Below are 18,238 nucleotides of genomic sequence, written 5' to 3'. Positions count from 1 at the left end.
ACGGTGGGCCCATGACGCAGGTGACTCCTCCCGGCTGGTACCCCGACCCAGGCCGGCACAGTGACGGCCCGCCCACCGAGCGCTGGTGGGACGGCAACGCGTGGACGGACCAGGTCCGGGCCGCCGGAACCGCCGCCACGGCAGGCCCGCCGGCCGGCGGGGCGTATCCGCCGTACCCCGTGCACCCCGGCTATCCCGGCGTGCCCGCGCCCGGCGCGCGGCGGGGGCTGCGCACCGGGATAGCCGCCGGCGTGGCGGCGGTGGTCCTGGCGTGCATAGGCGTCGGCGTGTACGCGCTGACGGCCGAGGACGGCCCGGACGGCACGGCGGCCGGTTCCCGGGAGGTGCCGGGCCGCCCGGACCTGCCCGAGGGCCCCGGCGGGGAGTCGGGCGGGCCGTCGCAGGCTCCGGAGGGGTCCGGGCCACCCAGGGTGGAGAGCGGTTCGGTCGCCGACCCGCTGAACGGCATCAGCCTTCCGGTGCCGGACGGCTGGTACGGGCAGCAGATCCGCTTCGGCGCGCAGGTGGCGTCGAAGGACACCTACCCGTGCCCGGCGCAGACCTCCGAGACCTGTATGAAGGGCGGCGCCTACTCGGCCCCGGCCCGGGAGCTGGGCACGGCGGGCGACACCCCCGAGAAGGTCGCCGAGGCGGACATCGCGGAGAACGCGAAGGAGTCGTACGGCACCGGCTACGGAAAGATCACCTCGCACAAGGTGCTGGCGTCGAAGGCGGTGACCGTGGCCGGACGCAAGGGCTATCTGGTCCGCTGGCAGGCGGTCACCAGCAAGGGCTCGGACGGCTATGTCGAGTCGCTCGCCTTCCCGTCGCCGGCCTCGGACGGCAAGGAGATCGTCGTGGTGCGTCTCGGTGTCGACGCCGACGAGGGCCAGGCCGTCCTCGACGAGATCGTGAAGGGCATCGAGGTGTCCTCGGGCGGCGGCCCCGGCCAGGACGTGTGAGCCCGGCCCGGATGGTCCGGACGTGACTCGGCCGGGTGGGGCGGCCCCTCCGCTCAAGGGGCACCCCACCCGGCCGGGTGGTGCGCGCCGCCCCCGTCCCCACGGTGCGGCGCTTCAGGTCGCCGTCCAGTCATCCCGCGGACGGCGGCCTGGGTCTCAGGTGAGTCCGAGCGTGGGCAGCACGGCGGCCTCCACGAACCGGACGATGTACTCGGGGTCGGCGTCCTTGCCCTCCAGGACGGGACGAGCCCGCAGCACGCCGAAGATCTGCGCGGGGATGTAGTCGAGCGCCGGGTGGTCGGCGGGCACCTCGCCCCGCTCGACCCCGCGCTGCAGGATCTGCCGGAGCGCGTCGATCTCGGGGTCGATGAGCGCTTCGCGCAACGCCGTGCGCAGCTCCTCGTCCTCGGTGACGGCGTGGCCGAGGGCCTGCAGCAGCCGGGTGTCCTTGGCCGACCAGGCGCCCGTCGCGCGGGCGGCCTCCCTCAGGTCGTCGGCGAGGGAGCCGGTGTCGATGCCGTCGAAGCGGGTCTGCCGGCTGGCCCGCAGGGCGGCCGCGACGAACTGCGGCTTGGTCCGCCACTGCCGGTAGAGCGTGGCCTTGCTGCACCGTGTGCTGGCGGCGACGCCCTCCATGGTCACGGACTCGTACCCGCAGGCGCGGATCTGGTCGAGGACGGCGTCGAAGAACTCCTGTTCACGCTCGCGCGTGAGCTTGGAGCGGCGCGAGGCGGCGACCGTGTCCGGTCCGTCCGCGGCCTGCGACGTCATCTGCTCGTCTCCTCGGTCCGGGTGCGGCTCCCGCGGTCGGCGGGGCCCGCCTTCCAGTGTGTCGCACGTCTATCGATACGCCACTGTACCGGAACGCTGGCGTATCGGTACAGTGGCGTATCGGTACAGCCCCGTTTCGGAACGGGCACGTATCGATGAGTTCGCCGAGCCGGAGCAGTCCCCAGCCCGACAAGCTCGCCCAGCACCACCTACGTCAGCGAAGGGGCCGGGGGATGAATGCCCGCACCGAGCCTTACCGGAAGGAGGCCGCGCCACCGCGGCCACCACTGGTCCGCGAGCTGCTGCTCGTGGCCGGGTTCTTCCTCGCCTACAAGGCCGGCCGCCAACTGGCCACCGGCCACACCGGCGAGGCCTTCCGCAACGCGGACCGGCTGTGGGACCTCGAACGCGCCGTCCGCCTCCCCGGCGAGGGCGCCGTGCAGCACCTCCTGCTGCACGGCGACGCCCTCATACGCCTGGCCAACACGTACTACGCGACCGTCCACTTCCCGGCGACCCTGGCCTTCCTGGTCTGGCTCTACCTGCGGCGCCCCGCGCACTACGTCTGGGCCCGACGTGTCCTGACGGCCGTCACCGGCGCCGCCCTGCTGCTGCATCTGGCGTTCCCGCTCGCCCCGCCGCGTCTGCTCGCCGCGACCGGCCTGCTGGACACCGCCCGCCTCTACGGCCCCTCGGTCTACGGCCCCCCGCAGACCGACCAGCTCTCCAACCAGTTCGCGGCGATGCCGTCGCTGCACTTCGGCTGGGCCCTGATGCTCGCCGTCGGCCTGATCGCGGCGACCCGGTCCCGGTGGCGCGTGCTGTGGCTCCTGCACCCCGCGCTGACCCTGCTGGTGATCGTCGGCACGGCCAACCACTACTGGCTCGACGCGATCGCGGCGACGGCCCTGCTGGGCCTCGCGCTCGCGCTGATCCCCCGGCCCGGACGCACGGCCACCACGGCCGGCCGGCTCCTCCCGGCACAGCGCCGGGGGGAGACCGCGTCCCGCGACGCCGTCCTCGCGGGAGCGGGACGATGACCGCCACGCTGCTCGCCGTCGTGCTCTCCCTGGTCTCGGCCGTCGCCTACGCCGCCGCAGCCGTCGCCCAGGAGCGGCTCGCCTCTCGCAGCGCCGGCACCGGCCTGGTACGGCTGCTGGGCTCGGGCGCCTGGTGGGGGACGGTGCTGCTCAACGCCACCGGCGCCCTGCTGCACGTCATAGCCCTCAAGTACGGCCCACTGACGGTGGTGCAACCGCTCGGCGCGCTCACCCTGGTCGCCGCCGTACCGCTGGGCGCGCGGCTCGCGGGCCGCCGGGTCCGCGCGGTGGAGTGGCGGGGCACGGCACTGACGCTGACCGGTCTCGCCGTGATCCTGGTGATGGCGTCCGCTCCCGCGCCCGACGACGTGCTGAGCACGCCGGAGGCGATCGGGGTCGCGGCGGTGACGGTCGCCCTGACCGGGATGCTGGCGTGGCCGGGCGCCCGGCCGGGACTGCGGCACGCGACCGCGTCCGGTTTCGCCTCCGGGGTCGCCTCGGCCCTCACCCAGACGGTGACGGTGGCCGCCACCGACCACTCCGCCCCGGTGCTCAGCCTCCAGGTCACCGGGGTGGCCGTCCTGGTCGCCGCGCTCGCGGCGGGAGGGCTGCTGCTGTCCCAGACCGCCTACCGGGGCGGCCTGGGCGCCCCGCTCGCGGTGGTCACCCTCGCCAATCCGCTCGCAGCCGCCGTGATCGGCCTGGTCCTGCTCGGCGAACGGCTGCGGGGCGGCCCGGCCGGTGTGCTGGCCGCCGTGGCCGGGGCGGGCCTGGCGTCCTGGGGCGTGGTGCTCCTGACCCGCGCCACACCCACGCCGGCCGTCCCCGCGGAACCCGCATCCTCGATGGCGGACGACGCGCACCCGGTGGCCGCCGTCCTGGCCCTGGAACCGGAGTCGGCGGCCCCGGAACGGGTGGTGGTGCCCCGGCAGCCGGACCCGGGACACCTGACGCCGCTCTGACCCGACCGCTCGGTGAGAGTCGCTCTCTGGTCGATCTACTCGGTGAGCGTCGCCGGGTCGCTCACCCCCGGCCGCCCGTTCTCCACGTGCCCGGCGAACCGCCGCAGGAACGGCCGGTCGCCGTCGGCGGTCACCGTCAGGTCGTACCAGCGGCGGCTGGCCGCGAGGCCGAAGACCCGGCGGACGGTGGCGCCGGCCCGTACGGTCACCGTCGCGGTACGCCCGCCGTACCCGTCGGCGATCCGCAGCCTGACGCTCGACCGGCCCGCGTTGGTGAACCTCAGCTCGATGTCGTCGCCCCGGTGCCGGGCGGTGACCTCGGGCCCGGCGACCGCGTTCGCGCCCCGGAAGGCCCGGAAGAACCCGGCCGGCCCGTGCACGGTGAGGTCGTAGGAGCCGTTCGAGTACGCCGAGTTCCAGGTGTCGGCGATGTCCTTGCCCGCCTCGGTGGTGTACGTCCACGGGCCGTCGGCGCGGTTGCCGGAGGTGACGTGGAAGGCGGCGCCCGCCGTGGCGCCGGAGGCGAACGCGAGCCGGAAGGTGCCGGCCGCCGCGTCGACGCGGCCGTCCACGTACGGGGCGTACTTCAGCGGGCGGCTGGGGCGCAGCCCGCGCTCCTGCCGGGGCATACCGCCCTCGGCCGGAGGCGTCGGCCGATAGTCGGGGTGCCGCTCCCGGTCCGGCGGCTCGTAGGCGTCCGTGTCCGGCAGTCCGGCGGGGCGGCTGTCCTTGCGGGAGAAGTCGAACGCCGAGGTCAGATCGCCGCAGACGGCCCGCCGCCAGGGTGAGATCTGGGGCTCCTCGACCCCGAAGCGGCGCTCCATGAACCGGAGGATCGAGGTGTGGTCGAACGTCTCGGAGCAGACGTAGCCGCCCTTGCTCCAGGGTGAGACGACCAGCATCGGCACGCGCGGGCCGAGGCCGTAGGGCCCGGCCGTGCGGGTGGCGTCGCCCGGGTAGAGGTCGAGCGTGACGTCGACCGTGGAGCGGCCCCGGGACGCGTCCCGCGGCGGGAGCGGCGGCACGACGTGGTCGAAGAAGCCGTCGTTCTCGTCGTAGGTGATGAACAGCGCGGTCCGCGACCAGACCTCCGGGTTGGAGGTGAGGGCGTCCAGGACCCGTGCGATGTACCAGGCGCCGTAGTTGGACGGCCAGTTGGAGTGCTCGGAGAACGCCTCCGGGGTGGCGATCCAGGAGATCTGCGGCAGGGTGCCGGCCTGGACGTCGGCGCGCAGCCGGTCGAAGTAGCCGTCGCCGGCCTTGGCGTCGGTGCCGGTGCGGGCCTTGTCGTACCAGGGGTCGCCGGGCCGGGCCTCGCGGTACTTGTCGAAGTACAGCAGGGAGTTGTCCCCGTAGTTGCCACGGTAGGCGTCGCTGATCCAGCCCCAGGAGCCGGCCGCGTCCAGTCCGTCGCCGATGTCCTGGTAGATCTTCCAGGAGACGCCGGCCTTTTCCAGACGCTCGGGGTACGTCGTCCAGCCGTAGCCGAGTTCGTCGTTGCCGAGGACGGGGCCGCCGCCGGTGCCGTCGTTGCCGGTGTGACCGCTCCACAGGTAGTAGCGGTTGGGGTCGGTCGAGCCGATGAACGAGCAGTGGTAGGCGTCGCAGACGGTGAACGCGTCGGCGAGGGCGTAGTGGAAGGGGATGTCCTCGCGGGTGAGGTACGCCATCGTGGTGGTGCCCTTGGCGGGGATCCAGCGGTCGTACTTCCCGCCGTCGTACGCCTGCTGGCCGTCGGACCAGCCGTGCGGAAGCCCTTCCAGGAACTGCATGCCGAGGTCGTCGGCGTCCGGGTGGAACGGCAGGACGTCCTTGGTGCCGTCGGACTGGTACCAGATGGGCTTGCCGTCGTCCCGGCGCACCGGCCGGGGGTCGCCGAACCCGCGGACGCCGCGCAGGCTGCCGAAGTAATGGTCGAAGGAACGGTTCTCCTGCATCAGGACGACGATGTGCTCGACGTCTTCCAGGGAGCCCGTGCGATGGTGGGCCGGGATCGCGGCGGCCCGCTGGATACTGCTCGACAGAGCGCTGAACGCCGTCGTGGCGCCCGCGATCTGCAGAAATCTGCGCCGGTTGACTTCGGGCATGGGTGGAAGACCTCTTCCCATCGTGAGGGGTGATCCGGCCGGTCGGTGACAACGCGCGCGACAGGAGTGTTCCAGGGGCACCGAACGAGGGGGAAGGGTGCGATGGCGTCGGCGTGAAGGCCGGAGGTACGTGGGGTGCGGCGGCGCGGTGTCCTCGCCCTGTCCTCCTTCCGTGAGGCGGAAGCCGTGTTGCCTCCGCCCGGGCCCCTTCCCGACGATGTCGCCACGACACCTAGACGGGAGCCGCTGCCATGCCGCACATGACCGCGTATGCCAGGAACCAGTGGTACGTAGCCGCCCACAGTCACGAGGTGGGGCGGGAGTTGCTCGGGCGGAGTGTCTGTGGGGAGACGCTCGTGCTGTACCGGACCGAGGACGAGGGGACGCCGGTCGTGCTGCACGACCGGTGTGTGCACCGCCGGTATCCGCTGTCCGAGGCGCCGACGCGGCTCGACGGGGACCGGATCGTGTGCGGGTACCACGGCTTCACGTACGACACGACCGGGACGTGCGTGTACGTGCCCGGGCAGAAGCGGGTGCCGCGGACGGCGCGCGTCGCCTCGTACCCGGTGGTGGAGCAGGACTCGCTCATCTGGGTGTGGATCGGGGACCCCGAGCTCGCGGACCCGGCCGGCGTCCCGCGGGCCCGGCATCTGGACGCGCCGGGCTGGGTCACCGTGCGCGGGATGGAGCCCATCGACTGCGACTACGGACTGCTGGTCGACAACCTCCTCGACCTGTCCCACGAGACGTATCTGCACGGCGGGTACATCGGCACCCCCGAGGTCGCCGAGACGCCGATCACCACCGAGGTGGACGAGGGCGCGGGCATCGTACGGGTGAGCCGGCACATGGACGACGCCGAGTGCCCGCCGTTCTACGCCAGTTCGACCGGGATCTCGGGCCGGATCACCCGCTGGCAGGACATCGAGTACCACGCGCCCTGCCTGTACGTGCTGCACAGCCGGGTCGCGCCGGTCGGCGTGGTGCCGAACCCCGACGGCAGCGACCCGGACGCCTTCCACACCGAGGTCACCTACGCCATCACGCCCTCCGGCGACGGCACGGTGTACGACTTCTGGGCGGTGTCCCGGGACTGGGCGACCGAGGACGACGAGGTCACCGAGTTCCTGCGCGCCAACAACCACACCGTGGTGATGCAGGACGTCGACGCCCTCAACCTCCTCCAGCGGACCCTCGGCACCGAACGCCACGGCTACCAGGAGCTCAGCATCAACATCGACACCGGCGGCCTCGCCGCGCGCCGCATCCTCGCCCGGCTGGTCGAGGAGGGCGCGAAGCCCGAGGAGAAGGTCAAGTGAGCGGCCGCACCGGGGAGGTGTACCGGGTCGACTGGGTGCCGGGCACCGACCTGCTGCACGGGACCTGTCACTGCGGCCGCGAGCACCGCGCCGAGGACCCGGTGCGGATGTGGGAGTGGATGCTCGCCCATCCGCAGGGCCACCGGATGCCGGAGGACGACTCGTGACGGAGGCGTACGAGGCCGAAGTCGTCGTCGAGGGAGTCGAGTTCGCAGCCGACGGCGTGCTCGTCCTTCTGCTGCGCGACCCGTCGGGTGAGCCGCTGCCCGGCTGGCAGCCCGGCGCCCACGTCGACCTGTTGCTCGGGCCGGGGCTCGAACGGCAGTACTCGCTGTGCGGTGACCCGGCGGACCGGACGCGGTGGCGGATCGCCGTCCTGCGCGAGCCCGCCGGGCGCGGTGGGTCCGCCCATGTGCACGAGCGACTGGGGCCCGGCGACAAGGTGCGGGTGCGCGGTCCGCGCAACCACTTCCGGCTGGAGCCCGCCCGCGCCTACCGGTTCGTCGCGGGCGGTATCGGCATCACCCCGATCCTGCCCATGCTGGCCGCGGCCGAGGCGGCGGGCGCCGAGTGGAGCCTGCTGTACGGCGGCCGCACCCGCCGGTCCATGGCGTTCACCGGCGAACTGGCCGCGTACGGCGGGCGGGTCACCCTGGCGCCCGAGGACGAGTGCGGGCTGCTCGACCTCGGCTCGGTGCTGGACGGCCTCCCCGAGGGCGCGCTCGTGTACTGCTGCGGTCCCGGTCCGCTGCTGGACGCCGTGGAGGGGCTCTGCCCCGCCGACGCCCTGCGCGTCGAGCGGTTCCAGCCGGGCGGCCAACCGAACGAGGCCGACGCGGAGTTCGAAGTCGAGCTGGCCCGCAGCGGGCTGACCGTCACCGTCGGGCCGGGCGTCTCCGTGCTGGACGCCGTGCGGGCCGCGGGTGTCGAGGTGCTGTACTCCTGCACCGAGGGCACGTGCGGCACCTGCGAGACCGACGTGCTCGACGGCACCCCCGACCACCGGGACTCCGTGCTCACCGCCGAGGAGCAGGCGGGCGGCGAGACGATGATGATCTGTGTGTCCCGGTGCCGGGGGCGGCGGCTGCTGCTCGATCTGTGAGCCGCCGGCCGGGCGCTACGGCCGGTGCGCGGGGGCCATCCTGAGATCGGCCTCGATCGCGGCGGCCGTCGCGCGCAGCGGCGGCAGGAGGTCTCGGCGTACGGCGTCGACGGAGTGCCGGCCCGCGTGCACGGCGATGTTGACGGCGGCGACGACCGTGCCGTCGCGGTCCCGCACCGGGGCGGCGACCGACCGCAGCCCCTCCTCCAGCTCCTGGTCGACGAGGGCGTAGCCCTCTGCGCGGACCCGGCGCAGTTCCGCGCGCAGGGCCGCCCGGGTCGTGAGGGTGCGGACCGTCAGGGGTTTCAACTCGGCCCGTTCCAGCAGCCGTTCGGACTCACTCGACGGCAGGTGCGCCAGGATCACCCGGCCCACCGAGGTGACGTGGGCGGGGAAGCGGGTGCCGACCGTGATGGACGCCGTCATGATGCGCCGGGTGGGGACCCGGGCGACGTACACGATGTCGTCGCCGTCGAGGACGCACAGCGACGACGACTCCCGTATCCGGGCGACGAGTTGCTCGAGGTGCGGCTCGGCGATCTCGGGCAGGGTGTAGCTCGAGAGGTAGGAGTAGCCGAGTTCCAGTACCCGCGGGGTGAGCCGGAAGTGGCGGCCGTCCTGGTGGACATAGCCGAGGTCGGCGAGGGTCAGCAGCAGCCGGCGGGCGGCGGCGCGGGTGAGGTCGCAGGTCTGGGCGACCTCGCTGAGCGTACGGACGGGGTGGCCGGCGTCGAAGCTGCGGATCACGGCCAGGCCGCGCTCGAAGGACCTCACGAAATGCGGTGCGCGGGCGTCGGCTTGCACAGCGCCACCTCCAAAATGTCAACAATGTCGTCAGCAACCCATTGACCGGATCCGGTGGAAGCTTCTACCTTCCCGCTGGGTGAGGTCGCGCACTACTGTGCGCCGTGCGCACAACCTGTCGGAACACCGTTGCACCGTTGTCTGTACAGGAGGAGCCATGCGTCGTCTGTCCGCCGGTCTCACCGCCGGCGCCCTGCTGCTCGTCGCGACGGCCTGTGGCTCGTCCGGCGACGAACCGTCCAAGGGGGGCGGGTCGTCCGGCGGGATCACGACCGTGAAGGTCGGCCTCATCCCCATCGTCGATGTCGCCCCGCTGTATCTGGGCCAGAAGAAGGGCTTCTTCAAGGAGCAGGGCCTGGAGCTGGAGTTCACCACGGCGCAGGGCGGCGCAGCGATCGTGCCCGGGGTGGCGAGCGGTCAGTTCCAGTTCGGGTTCAGCAATGTGACGTCCCTGATGGTCGCGCAGTCCAACGGCGTTCCGGTGAAGGCGGTCGCCAACGGCATCGCCTCGACCGGCGAGTCCGGCGAGGACTTCGGCGCGCTGATGGTGAAGAAGGGCAGCCCTCTGAAGTCCCCGAAGGAGCTGGAGGGCAGGAAGGTCGCCATCAACACGCTGAAGAACATCAACGAGACGGCCGTCCGCGCCTCGGTGCGCTCGGCGGGCGGCGACCCCGACGAGGTGGAGTTCGTCGAGCTGCCCTTCGACCAGATGCCGGCCGCCCTGGACAAGGGGCAGATCGACGCCGCCATGGTGGTGGAGCCGGCGACCGCCACCATCAAGAACCAGGAGGGTGTGGAGATCGCCTCGCCGCTGGTCGACGTGGCGCCCGACCTCACCGTCGCCCTGTACTTCACGTCCAAGCAGTACGCGGAGCGCAATCCGGAGGTGGTCGAGAAGTTCCAGAAGGCCGCCGCGCAGTCGCTGGCCTACGCCGACGCCCACCCGGACGAGGCACGCGAGACCATCACGACGTACACGAAGATCCCGGCGGACGTGCTGGCGAAGGTCACCCTGCCGAAGTGGCCCGCCGAGCCCAACCGGGCGTCGATCGAGGCCCTGATGAAACTCGGCCGGTCGGACGGCCTGTTCAAGACCGACCCGAACCTCGACGAGCTGCTGCCGTGAGGGACACGGACCGGTGAGGGGGACGAACGCCGCACTCGGCGTGGCGGGGCTCGCCGGCTTCCTGGCGCCGGCGGAGGCGGCCCCCCGGCTCGGCCTGGTGGACGAGGAGTATGTGCCGCCGGCCAGCCGGATCGCGGTCGCGCTCGGCGAGGAGGCCGGCGACCCCGCGTTCTGGACCGCGCTCGGCGACACGCTCACGGGCTGGGCCCTGGGGCTCGCGATCGCGTCCTGCGCGGGCGTCGTGCTGGGCGTCGTCCTGTCGGTCGTGCCGTATCTGCGGCAGGCCACCGCCTCCACCATCGAGTTCCTGCGGCCCATCCCCTCCGTCGCCCTCATCCCGCTCGCGGTCCTGCTCTACGGCTCCGAACTGCGCTCGGTGCTCCTGCTCGTCGTCTACGCGTCCTTCTGGCAGGTCCTGATCCAGGTCCTCTACGGCGTCCAGGACGTCGACCCGGTCGCCGAGGAGACGGCACGGTCGTACGGTCTGGGCACCTGGGCGCGGATCCGGTACGTGCTGTGGCCGACCGCGCTGCCGTATGTGATGACCGGGGTGCGGCTCGCCGCCGCCGTCGCGCTGATCCTCGCCATCACCGCCGAACTCGTCATCGGGGCGCCGGGTCTGGGTCAGCGGATCGGGGTGGCGCAGACCTCGCAGGCGGTGCCCGAGATGTACGCGCTGATCGTGGTGACGGGCCTGCTGGGGCTCGTGATCAACGTGGGAGCGCGGGCGGTGGAGCGCCGGGCGCTGGCCTGGCACCAGTCGGTGCGCGGGGAGGTGGCGGTGTGACCCGGGTGCTGCTGCGGCTGGTCCTGGCGGGCGCGCTGCCCGTCCTGCTGGTCGTCGTGTGGTGGGTGGCGTCGGCGGGCAGCACGGACGTGTACTGGCCGCCGCTGCGGACGATCCTCACGGCCTTCCCCGATGTGTGGATGCCGGAGCGGCTGCGCGCCGACGTGCTGCCCAGCGTGTGGCGGCTGGCGGCCGGTTACGCCCTGGCGGCGGTCGCCGGGGTGGCGCTGGGCACGGTGATCGGCTCGCACCGGCGGGTCCGGGCGGTGTGCGAACCGGTGCTGGAGTTCCTGCGTGCGGTGCCGCCGCCCGTACTGGTGCCGGTCATCATGCTGTTCGCGGGGATCGGCGACACGATGAAGGTCGCGGTGATCGCGAGCGGCTGCGTCTGGCCGGTGCTGCTGAACACCGTCGAGGGCGTCCGCGCGGTGGACCAGGTGATGGCGGAGGCGGCACGGTCGTACGGGATCACGGGGGCGGCCCGGCTGCGGAGCCTGGTGCTGCCGTCGGCGAGCCCGCAGATCTTCGCGGGACTGCGCCAGGCGCTGTCCATCGGGATCATCCTCATGGTGATCAGCGAGATGTTCGCCGCCAGCAACGGGCTCGGGTTCACCATCGTGCAGTTCCAGCGCGGTTTCGCGATCCCCGACATGTGGACCGGCATCCTCCTGCTCGGGACGCTGGGGGTCGTGCTGTCGCTGCTCTTCCGGCTGGTCGAGCGGCGGATGCTCGGCTGGTACCACGGCCTGCGCGACGCGGCCCGGCGGTCGCCGTGAACCTTCAGAAAGGGCGTTCCATGCTGGACGTACGGGGTCTGCGGAAGGTCTACGAGGGCTCGGGACGGCGGGTGGAGGCGGTCCGCGACCTGACCTTCACCGTCGACCCGGGCGAACTGGTCTGTCTCGTCGGCCCGTCGGGCTGCGGCAAGACCACCCTGCTGAAGTGCATGGCGGGGCTGCTCGCGCCGACCGGCGGCGAGGTGCTGCTGGAGGGGCGGCGGGTCGACGGGCCGCCTCGCGGGATGGCGTTCGTCTTCCAGGAGTACGGCCGCAGTCTGTTCCCGTGGATGCGGGTCGGCGAGAACGTCGAACTGCCGTTGCGTCAGAAGGATCTGGGCAAGGCGCGGCGTCGGGCGCTGGTGCGGGACGCGCTGGAGTCGGTGGGGCTCGCGGACGCGGCAGGGGCCTACCCCTGGCAGTTGTCCGGCGGGATGCAGCAGCGGGTCGCGATCGCGCGGGCGCTGGCGTACGAGCCCCGGGTACTGCTGATGGACGAGCCGTTCGCCGCGGTGGACGCGCAGACCAGGGCCGATCTGGAGGATTTGGTCCGGCGGCTGTGGCGGGAGCGCGGCATCACGATCCTGTTCGTCACCCATGACATCGACGAGGCCGTCTATCTCGGTGAGCGGGTGATCGTGCTGTCCGCGTCCCCGACGGTCGTACGTGAGCAGCTGACGGTCGATCTGCCCGTGGAGCGGGACCAGTTGCACACGCGGGTGGACCCGCGCTTCGCCGGTCTGCGCACCCGCGTGTACGAGCAGATCCAGGCGGCGAAGCGCGGGGACGTGCCGGACGTGCTCACGAAGTCGAGTACGCCTCCACCTCGCTGAACTGGGCGGCGGGCCAACCGGTGTTGGCGCTGACGGACAGCCGCAGATGGCGCAGGCTGGTGCCGGCGGGCAGGGGGATGGTGACCGTGTTGCCGGTGGCCGGGTCGAAGCGGTGGCCGGTGGCGCCGACGACCGTGGAGTACGTCGAGCCGTCGGTGCTGCCCAGGACCGTGACGGTCTGGGTGCGGGCGCCCCAGGCGGCGGACGGGGGCAGCTTCAGCACGAGCCTGCGGACCGTCCGGGACGAGCCGAGGTCGACGGTGAGGGCCTGCGGGAAGGCGTGGTTGGCGGACTCCCAGTAGCTGGCGGCGTCGCCGTCGACGGCCTTGCCGGGTGTGTAGACGTCCTGTGAGCCGGTGGCGGTGGCCGGGCGGCCCTTGGCGAGGTTGCCGGACTCGCCGGGGTCCGGGTCCGGGTTGCCCTGGCCGGGCTGCGGCCAGGTGGAGCAGTCCGACCAGGTGCTGCTCCAGCCGGAGTTGCCGCCTCCGTCGGTGAGGGTGAAGGTGCCGGAGCCGGCCGGGTAGGGGCAGTTGTAGACGCCCGCGGCGCCGACGCCGGTCGCCGTGACATTGCGGAAGGCGGCGGCGCCCGGGGTCTCGGCCTGGACGACGACCGTGCCGGTGTTGCGGACGGTCGCCCCGTCGACGGTGATGTTCTTCGCCGCGAACCCGCGTCCGCCGCCGGAGACGAACTCGAAGGCGCTGTACGGACTGTCGGTGACGGTGGTGTTCGTGATCCGGACCTGTGCCTCGATGGCGCTGTCGTAGGAGTCGACCCGCAGGGCGCCCATCGGGTGGTTCCAGTTGGGGTTCATGGCGCCGGTGCGGACCAGGGTGTTGCCGTCGACGGTGATGGTGCCGGACAGCGGGTGGAAGGGGTCGAGGAATTTCTGGTTGGAGATCGCTATGCCGCTGCCGAGGGCGTTGGTGTCGGAGATCAGGTTGCCGCGGACGGTGATGTCGGTGCCGCCGTAGATCGCGATGCCGTTGGCGAGGTTCGGCTGGGTGATGGTGTTGTTCTCGAAGCTGCTGCCGACGTCCGGCGCGTTCAGCGACCACATGGCGAGCGCGTCGTCGCCCTGGTTGCGCAGGAAGTTGTGGCGGACCTTCACTCCGCGGGCGTTGCCGTTGAGGTTGAGGCCGTCGGCGGTCATGTCGAGGAAGCGGTTGTTCTCCACGACGAGGTTGTCGTTGGTGCCGGTCAGCCAGAGGCCGACCTTGAGGTGCTGCAGCCACATGCCGGACACGGAGCTGTTCGGCCCGAGCGAGCCGTTGACGAAGTTGTCGGGGTTGGAGTCGACGCGCTCGGTGACCTCGCCGATCACGGCGAAGTCCTTGATGTGGACGTTGCCGGAGGAGCCCGTCTGGTCGATGAACCGGGAGGAGCGCACGACCGAGTGCCAGTGCCCGGCGCCCTGGAGGGTCACGTCCTGCACGCCACTGAGCGACGACGTCAGCCGGTACTCCCCCGGCGGAATCCACACCACCCCGCCCCGCGCGGCGGCGACGGCGTCCCGGAAGGCCTGCGTGGAGTCGCCCTGGCCCGTGGGGTCGGCCCCCTTGGAGACGACGGACACCGATCCGGCGGGCTGCCCTGCCGCGCCGGCGACCTGCTCGAAGTCGGCGACATCCACGGTGACCTGGACGCCGGTCGCCTGGAAGGCCACCTTGTCGCCGGCCCGCACGTCCCGGCCGAGGAGCAGCCGCGCGTTGTCGTAGAAGTGGTGGGTCTTCGAGCCGGTGATCCAGCCGGTGTCGACGTAGGAGTACTTCGAGGTGACCGGGAGAGTTCTGGTGAGCTTCTGGCCGTTGACGTAGACGTCGAGCGTGCCCGACTGGCCGTCCGGGACGCTGTAGGCGAGGTTCACGGCGTTGGCGGCGTGCGGGACGGTGAACTCGACGCGCTGACCGACGCCGAGGCGTACGGCTCGGCGTCCGGACGCCTCGGAGGCGAGCGTGCCCTGGGTGAAGTCCGGTCCGATCGCGGTGCCGGTCGTGGTGGCGGACTCGGCCTCCACGGAGGTGAACGGCATGTCGGCCCCGGCCGCCGCGTGGGCGGCGGGGGCGGTGGCCGTGACCAGGCCGGCGGCCAGCGCGACGGCCACCGCCATTGGCATGAGCCTGACACTCGTGCGGGTGGGGTGCATGGGCTGATCCCTTCGTGGGGGAAGGTGACGGGACAGCGGGACGCGGTCTCAGACGCGCAGCCAGACCGCGGTGTCCTGGGGCAGCCGGCCGTCGGCGTCCAACGGGGCGCTGGCCAGGAGGAGTTCGGTGTGCGCGGGCAGGTCGGCGGGGGTGTCCGACAGATTGACCACGCACAGGGCGCCGGAGGCACGGGCGAAGGCGAGCACACCGTCGGACGACGGCAGCCAGGTGAGGGGCCCGTCGCCGAACTCGGGACGCAGGGCGATGGCCCGGCGGTACAGGGTGAGCATGGAGCCGGGGTCGTCCGCCTGGCGGTCGGCGGCGTAAGCGTCCCAGCCCTCGGGCTGCGGCAGCCAGGGCTCCGCCTGGGCGCCGAAGCCCGCGTACGGCTCCCCCGCCGCCCAGGGCAGCGGCACCCGGCAGCCGTCGCGCCCCGGGTCGGTGCCACCGGAGCGGGCGTGCATCGGGTCCTCGATGCGGTCGAGGGGGATGTCGGCCTCGGGCAGGCCCAGTTCCTCGCCCTGGTAGAGGTAGACGGACCCGGGCAGCGCCAGGGAGAGCAGCGCGGCGGCGCGGGCACGGCGGGTGCCGAGGGCCAGGTCGGTGGGGGTGCCGAACGCCTTGGTGGCGAAGTCGAAGCCGGTGTCGGCGCGGCCGTACCGGGTGACCGTGCGGGTGACGTCGTGGTTGCACAGCACCCAGGTGGCGGGGGCGCCGACCGGGGCGTGCTCGACGAGGGTGGTGTCGATCGAGGTCCGCAGCCGCTCCGCGTCCCACGGGCAGGACAGGAAGGAGAAGTTGAAGGCGGTGTGCAGTTCGTCGGGGCGCAGATAGCGGGCGAACCGCTCGGCGTCGGGCAGCCAGACCTCGCCGACGAAGACGCCGTCGTAGGCGTCGGCGACGGCCCGCCAGGAGCGGTAGATGTCGTGCAGCTCGTCGCGGTCGACGTAGGGGTGCGGGTCGGGGGCGGAGGCGAGGTCGGGCAGCTCCGGGTCCTTGGCGAGCAGGGCGGCGGAGTCGATGCGGACGCCGGCCACGCCCCGTTCGAACCAGAAGCGCAGGATGTCCTCGTGTTCCTGGCGGACGGCCGGGTGGGCCCAGTTGAGGTCGGGCTGTTCGGGGGTGAACAGGTGCAGGTACCACTCGCCGTCGGGCAGCCTCGTCCAGACGGGGTCGGTGGAGCCGACGAACTCCGACGGCCAGTCGTTGGGCGGGAGGGCGCCGTCGGGGCCGCGTCCGGGCCGGAAGTGGAACAGCTCGCGCTCGGGGCTGCCGGGTCCGGCCTCGCGGGCGGCGCGGAACCAGGGGTGCCGGTCGGAGACGTGGTTGGGCACGATGTCGACGATCGTGCGGATGCCGAGTTCACCGGCCTCCGCGATGAGCTTCTCCGCCTCGGCCAGGGTGCCGAAGGCCGGGTCGATGGCCCGGTAGTCGGCGACGTCGTAGCCGCCGTCCTTCAGCGGGGAGACGTACCAGGGGGTGAACCACAGGGCGTCCACGCCGAGTTCGGCGAGATACGGCAGCCGGGCGCGGACGCCCGCGAGGTCGCCGGTGCCGTCGCCGTCGCCGTCCGCGAAGCTGCGGACGTAGACCTGGTAGATGACGGCGGAGCGCCACCACGGTGCGGCGTCAGGACGGGACTGTGCCACGGTGTGGCCCTTTCTGTCGGGAGGGAGTGGACGTCCGGGGGGTGGGTGGGGGACGTCAGCCCTTGGTGCTGCCCGCGCCGATCCCCGCGATGATGTGCCGCTGGAAGGCGAGGAACATCGCGACCATGGGGATGCTCGCGATGACCATCGCGGCGATGAGCACGGTCAGCGGGATGTTCTGCGACAGCTGGACGAGGGCGACGCTGATGGGCTGCTTGTCGGTGTCGGAGAACACCATCAGCGGCCAGAGGAAGTCCTGCCAGACGGCGACCAGGGCGAAGATCGACACCACGCCGAGGACGGGCCGGGACATCGGGAGCACGATCGACCACAGGGTGCGCAGCCGGCCGGCGCCGTCCATCTCGGCGGCCTCCAGCACATCGCGCGGCAGCTGGTCGAAGAACCGCTTGAGCAGATAGAGGTTGAAGGCGTTGGCGACGGCCGGCAGCCAGATCGCGACGGGGTCGTTGAGCAGCCCGAGGTCGGCCACGGTCAGGTACTTCGGCACGACCAGCGCCTGGGCGGGGACCATGAGGGTGGCGAGGATGCCGCCGAGGATCACGTTGCCGAAGGCGGGCCGCAGCTTGGACAGGGCGTAGGCGGCGGCCGTGCAGAACACCAGCTGGAACAGCCAGGCGCCGGCGGCCTGCACGACGGTGTTCCACAGATGGGTGGGCAGCTGCATCAGGTCCCAGGCGTCGGTGTAGCCGCTGACCTGCCAGCGCTCTGGGACCAGGGTGGGCGGGGTCCTGGCGACCTCGTCCGCCGACTTCATCGCGCCCGTGACCATCCAGTAGACGGGGAAGAGGAACGCGATCACGAACAGCAGGACGGTGCCGGTGAACACGGTCCAGTAGGCGGCCTTGCCGCGGGGCCGGGCCAGGGCGGCCGGCGAGAGGAGGGTCCGGGTGCTCATGCGCTCTCCCCTTCGGTGCGGGTCAGTCGCAGGTACACGGAGGAGAAGGCGCCGAGGAGCACGAGGAGCATCACGCTCAGGGCGCAGGCGCCGCCGAAGTCGTTGTAGAGGAAGGCGTACTTGTAGATCAGGTAGAGGACGGTGACCGTGGCGTTCTCAGGGCCGCCGCCGGTGATGACGAACGGTTCGGTGAACACCTGCATGGTGGCGATGATCTGAAGGAGCATCAGCATCAGGATCACGAACCGGGTCTGCGGGATCGTGACGTGCCGGACGCGCTGCAGCACGTTGGCGCCGTCGAGTTCGGCCGCCTCGTACAGCTCTCCGGGGATGGCCTGGAGCGCCGCGAGGTAGATCAGCACGGTGCCGCCCATGTTGGCCCAGGTGGCGACGATGACGAGGGAGACCAGCGCGGTGTCGGCGCCGTTGGACCAGTTCGAGGTCGGCAGGTGCAGGAAGCGCAGCGCCTCGTTGGCGAGCCCGGTGCCCGGGTCGTAGAACCACTTCCACAGCAGGGCGCTGACCACCGGCGGGATCATCACCGGCAGATACACCACGACCCGGAAGAACGCCTTGGCGTGCCGGAGTTCGTTGAGGACCAGGGCGAGCACGAAGGGGATCGCGAAGCCGATCAGCAGGGCGAGCAGGGTGAAGGTGAGCGTGTTGCGCCAGGCCGCCGTGAACTCCGGGTCGGCGAACACACGGGTGAAGTTGGCGGTGCCGACCCACTCGGGCTCGCCGCCCGGCGTGTACTTCTGGAAGGCGATCACGACCGCGCGGATCGCCGGGTACCAGGAGAACAGGGCGAAGCAGACGAGCCCGCCGACGAGGAAGCCGTAGGCACGGGCCTGGTCGGCGAGGCGGCGCCGCCTCCGGTCCCCTGCCGGGGGCGGCGCCTGCACGGGGTGCACCGCGACCTTCGCGACGGTCCGTCGCTGAGCCGTGTCGGTCATG

The 18,238-nt window shown here is 72.1% G+C and carries 17 protein-coding genes; 10 read left to right on the top strand and 7 right to left on the bottom strand.

Annotated elements, in window-relative coordinates; translation table 11 throughout:
• The first annotated feature begins 11 nt into the window (after window positions 1–11).
• Window positions 12–962 carry a DUF2510 domain-containing protein gene (locus DC008_RS29355; RefSeq protein ID WP_108709548.1) on the top strand — a complete coding sequence of 317 codons (951 nt, stop codon included), beginning with the start codon at window positions 12–14 and terminating at the stop codon, window positions 960–962.
• A 156-nt stretch (window positions 963–1,118) separates the two neighbouring features.
• On the opposite strand, the gene DC008_RS29350 is transcribed toward DC008_RS29355, so the two are convergent.
• Window positions 1,119–1,733 (bottom strand): TetR/AcrR family transcriptional regulator, encoded by a 615-nt coding sequence (locus tag DC008_RS29350; protein ID WP_108709547.1) that lies wholly within the window; start codon window positions 1,731–1,733, stop codon window positions 1,119–1,121.
• A gap of 233 nt (window positions 1,734–1,966) precedes the next feature.
• Between DC008_RS29350 and DC008_RS29345 the strand changes: the two genes are divergently transcribed.
• Together DC008_RS29345 and DC008_RS29340 are read left to right on the top strand one after the other, a co-directional pair.
• Complete coding sequence (locus DC008_RS29345) at window positions 1,967–2,773, top strand: phosphatase PAP2 family protein (RefSeq protein ID WP_108709546.1); 807 nt, start codon at window positions 1,967–1,969, stop codon at window positions 2,771–2,773.
• Window positions 2,770–3,735, top strand: coding sequence for a DMT family transporter (locus DC008_RS29340; protein ID WP_108709545.1), 966 nt, complete (start codon window positions 2,770–2,772; stop codon window positions 3,733–3,735). The genes DC008_RS29345 and DC008_RS29340 overlap by 4 nt, the downstream gene beginning before the upstream one ends.
• 35 nt (window positions 3,736–3,770) lie before the next feature.
• Here DC008_RS29340 and DC008_RS29335 read toward each other — a convergent pair whose 3' ends face one another.
• Window positions 3,771–5,822 (bottom strand): phosphocholine-specific phospholipase C, encoded by a 2,052-nt coding sequence (locus DC008_RS29335; protein WP_108709544.1) that lies wholly within the window; start codon window positions 5,820–5,822, stop codon window positions 3,771–3,773.
• 251 nt (window positions 5,823–6,073) lie between these two features.
• Between DC008_RS29335 and DC008_RS29330 the strand changes: the two genes are divergently transcribed.
• From DC008_RS29330 to DC008_RS29320, 3 genes are read left to right on the top strand one after another with little or no spacing between them, the layout of a single operon-like run.
• Window positions 6,074–7,144: an aromatic ring-hydroxylating oxygenase subunit alpha gene (locus DC008_RS29330; protein ID WP_108709543.1), complete on the top strand. Its 1,071-nt coding sequence runs from the start codon at window positions 6,074–6,076 to the stop codon at window positions 7,142–7,144.
• Complete coding sequence (locus tag DC008_RS29325) at window positions 7,141–7,311, top strand: hypothetical protein (protein ID WP_107096642.1); 171 nt, start codon at window positions 7,141–7,143, stop codon at window positions 7,309–7,311. Before DC008_RS29330 ends, DC008_RS29325 begins: the two co-directional genes overlap by 4 nt.
• Window positions 7,308–8,246, top strand: a complete 939-nt coding sequence (locus DC008_RS29320; protein WP_108709542.1) for a PDR/VanB family oxidoreductase — start codon at window positions 7,308–7,310, stop codon at window positions 8,244–8,246. The genes DC008_RS29325 and DC008_RS29320 overlap by 4 nt, the downstream gene beginning before the upstream one ends.
• A gap of 15 nt (window positions 8,247–8,261) precedes the next feature.
• Here the strand turns inward: DC008_RS29320 and DC008_RS29315 are convergent, their stop codons facing one another.
• Window positions 8,262–9,050: an IclR family transcriptional regulator domain-containing protein gene (locus DC008_RS29315; protein ID WP_108709541.1), complete on the bottom strand. Its 789-nt coding sequence runs from the start codon at window positions 9,048–9,050 to the stop codon at window positions 8,262–8,264.
• Window positions 9,051–9,207: 157 nt separating this feature from the next.
• Here DC008_RS29315 and DC008_RS29310 point away from each other — a divergent pair, with 157 nt between their 5' ends.
• The 4 genes from DC008_RS29310 to DC008_RS29295 are packed head-to-tail and all read left to right on the top strand — an operon-like array spanning window position 9,208 to window position 12,572.
• Window positions 9,208–10,176, top strand: a complete 969-nt coding sequence (locus tag DC008_RS29310; RefSeq protein WP_108709540.1) for an ABC transporter substrate-binding protein — start codon at window positions 9,208–9,210, stop codon at window positions 10,174–10,176.
• 13 nt (window positions 10,177–10,189) lie between these two features.
• Window positions 10,190–10,963, top strand: a complete 774-nt coding sequence (locus tag DC008_RS29305) for an ABC transporter permease (RefSeq protein WP_108709539.1) — start codon at window positions 10,190–10,192, stop codon at window positions 10,961–10,963.
• Window positions 10,960–11,739, top strand: coding sequence for an ABC transporter permease (locus DC008_RS29300; RefSeq protein WP_108709538.1), 780 nt, complete (start codon window positions 10,960–10,962; stop codon window positions 11,737–11,739). Before DC008_RS29305 ends, DC008_RS29300 begins: the two co-directional genes overlap by 4 nt.
• A gap of 20 nt (window positions 11,740–11,759) precedes the next feature.
• The gene (locus tag DC008_RS29295) at window positions 11,760–12,572 is read left to right on the top strand and encodes an ABC transporter ATP-binding protein (protein ID WP_108709537.1); all 813 of its coding nucleotides are present in this window, start codon (window positions 11,760–11,762) and stop codon (window positions 12,570–12,572) included.
• Here DC008_RS29295 and DC008_RS29290 read toward each other — a convergent pair.
• From DC008_RS29290 to DC008_RS29275, 4 genes are read right to left on the bottom strand one after another with little or no spacing between them, the layout of a single operon-like run.
• The gene (locus DC008_RS29290; RefSeq protein ID WP_108709536.1) at window positions 12,541–14,718 is read right to left on the bottom strand and encodes a discoidin domain-containing protein; all 2,178 of its coding nucleotides are present in this window, start codon (window positions 14,716–14,718) and stop codon (window positions 12,541–12,543) included. The genes DC008_RS29295 and DC008_RS29290 overlap by 32 nt on opposite strands.
• A gap of 48 nt (window positions 14,719–14,766) precedes the next feature.
• Entirely contained in the window at window positions 14,767–16,368 is a 1,602-nt protein-coding gene (locus DC008_RS29285; RefSeq protein ID WP_108709535.1) for a glycoside hydrolase family 13 protein, read from the bottom strand.
• A 55-nt stretch (window positions 16,369–16,423) separates the two neighbouring features.
• Window positions 16,424–17,284: a carbohydrate ABC transporter permease gene (locus DC008_RS29280; protein ID WP_108709534.1), complete on the bottom strand. Its 861-nt coding sequence runs from the start codon at window positions 17,282–17,284 to the stop codon at window positions 16,424–16,426.
• The gene (locus tag DC008_RS29275; RefSeq protein WP_108709533.1) at window positions 17,281–18,237 is read right to left on the bottom strand and encodes a carbohydrate ABC transporter permease; all 957 of its coding nucleotides are present in this window, start codon (window positions 18,235–18,237) and stop codon (window positions 17,281–17,283) included. The genes DC008_RS29280 and DC008_RS29275 overlap by 4 nt, the downstream gene beginning before the upstream one ends.
• Window position 18,238: the final 1 nt, after the last annotated feature.

Origin of the sequence: Streptomyces nigra, from assembly GCF_003074055.1 — a bacterium.
GTDB classification, from domain to species: domain Bacteria; phylum Actinomycetota; class Actinomycetes; order Streptomycetales; family Streptomycetaceae; genus Streptomyces; species Streptomyces nigra.
This window is presented reverse-complemented; position numbering and strand designations above follow the sequence as displayed.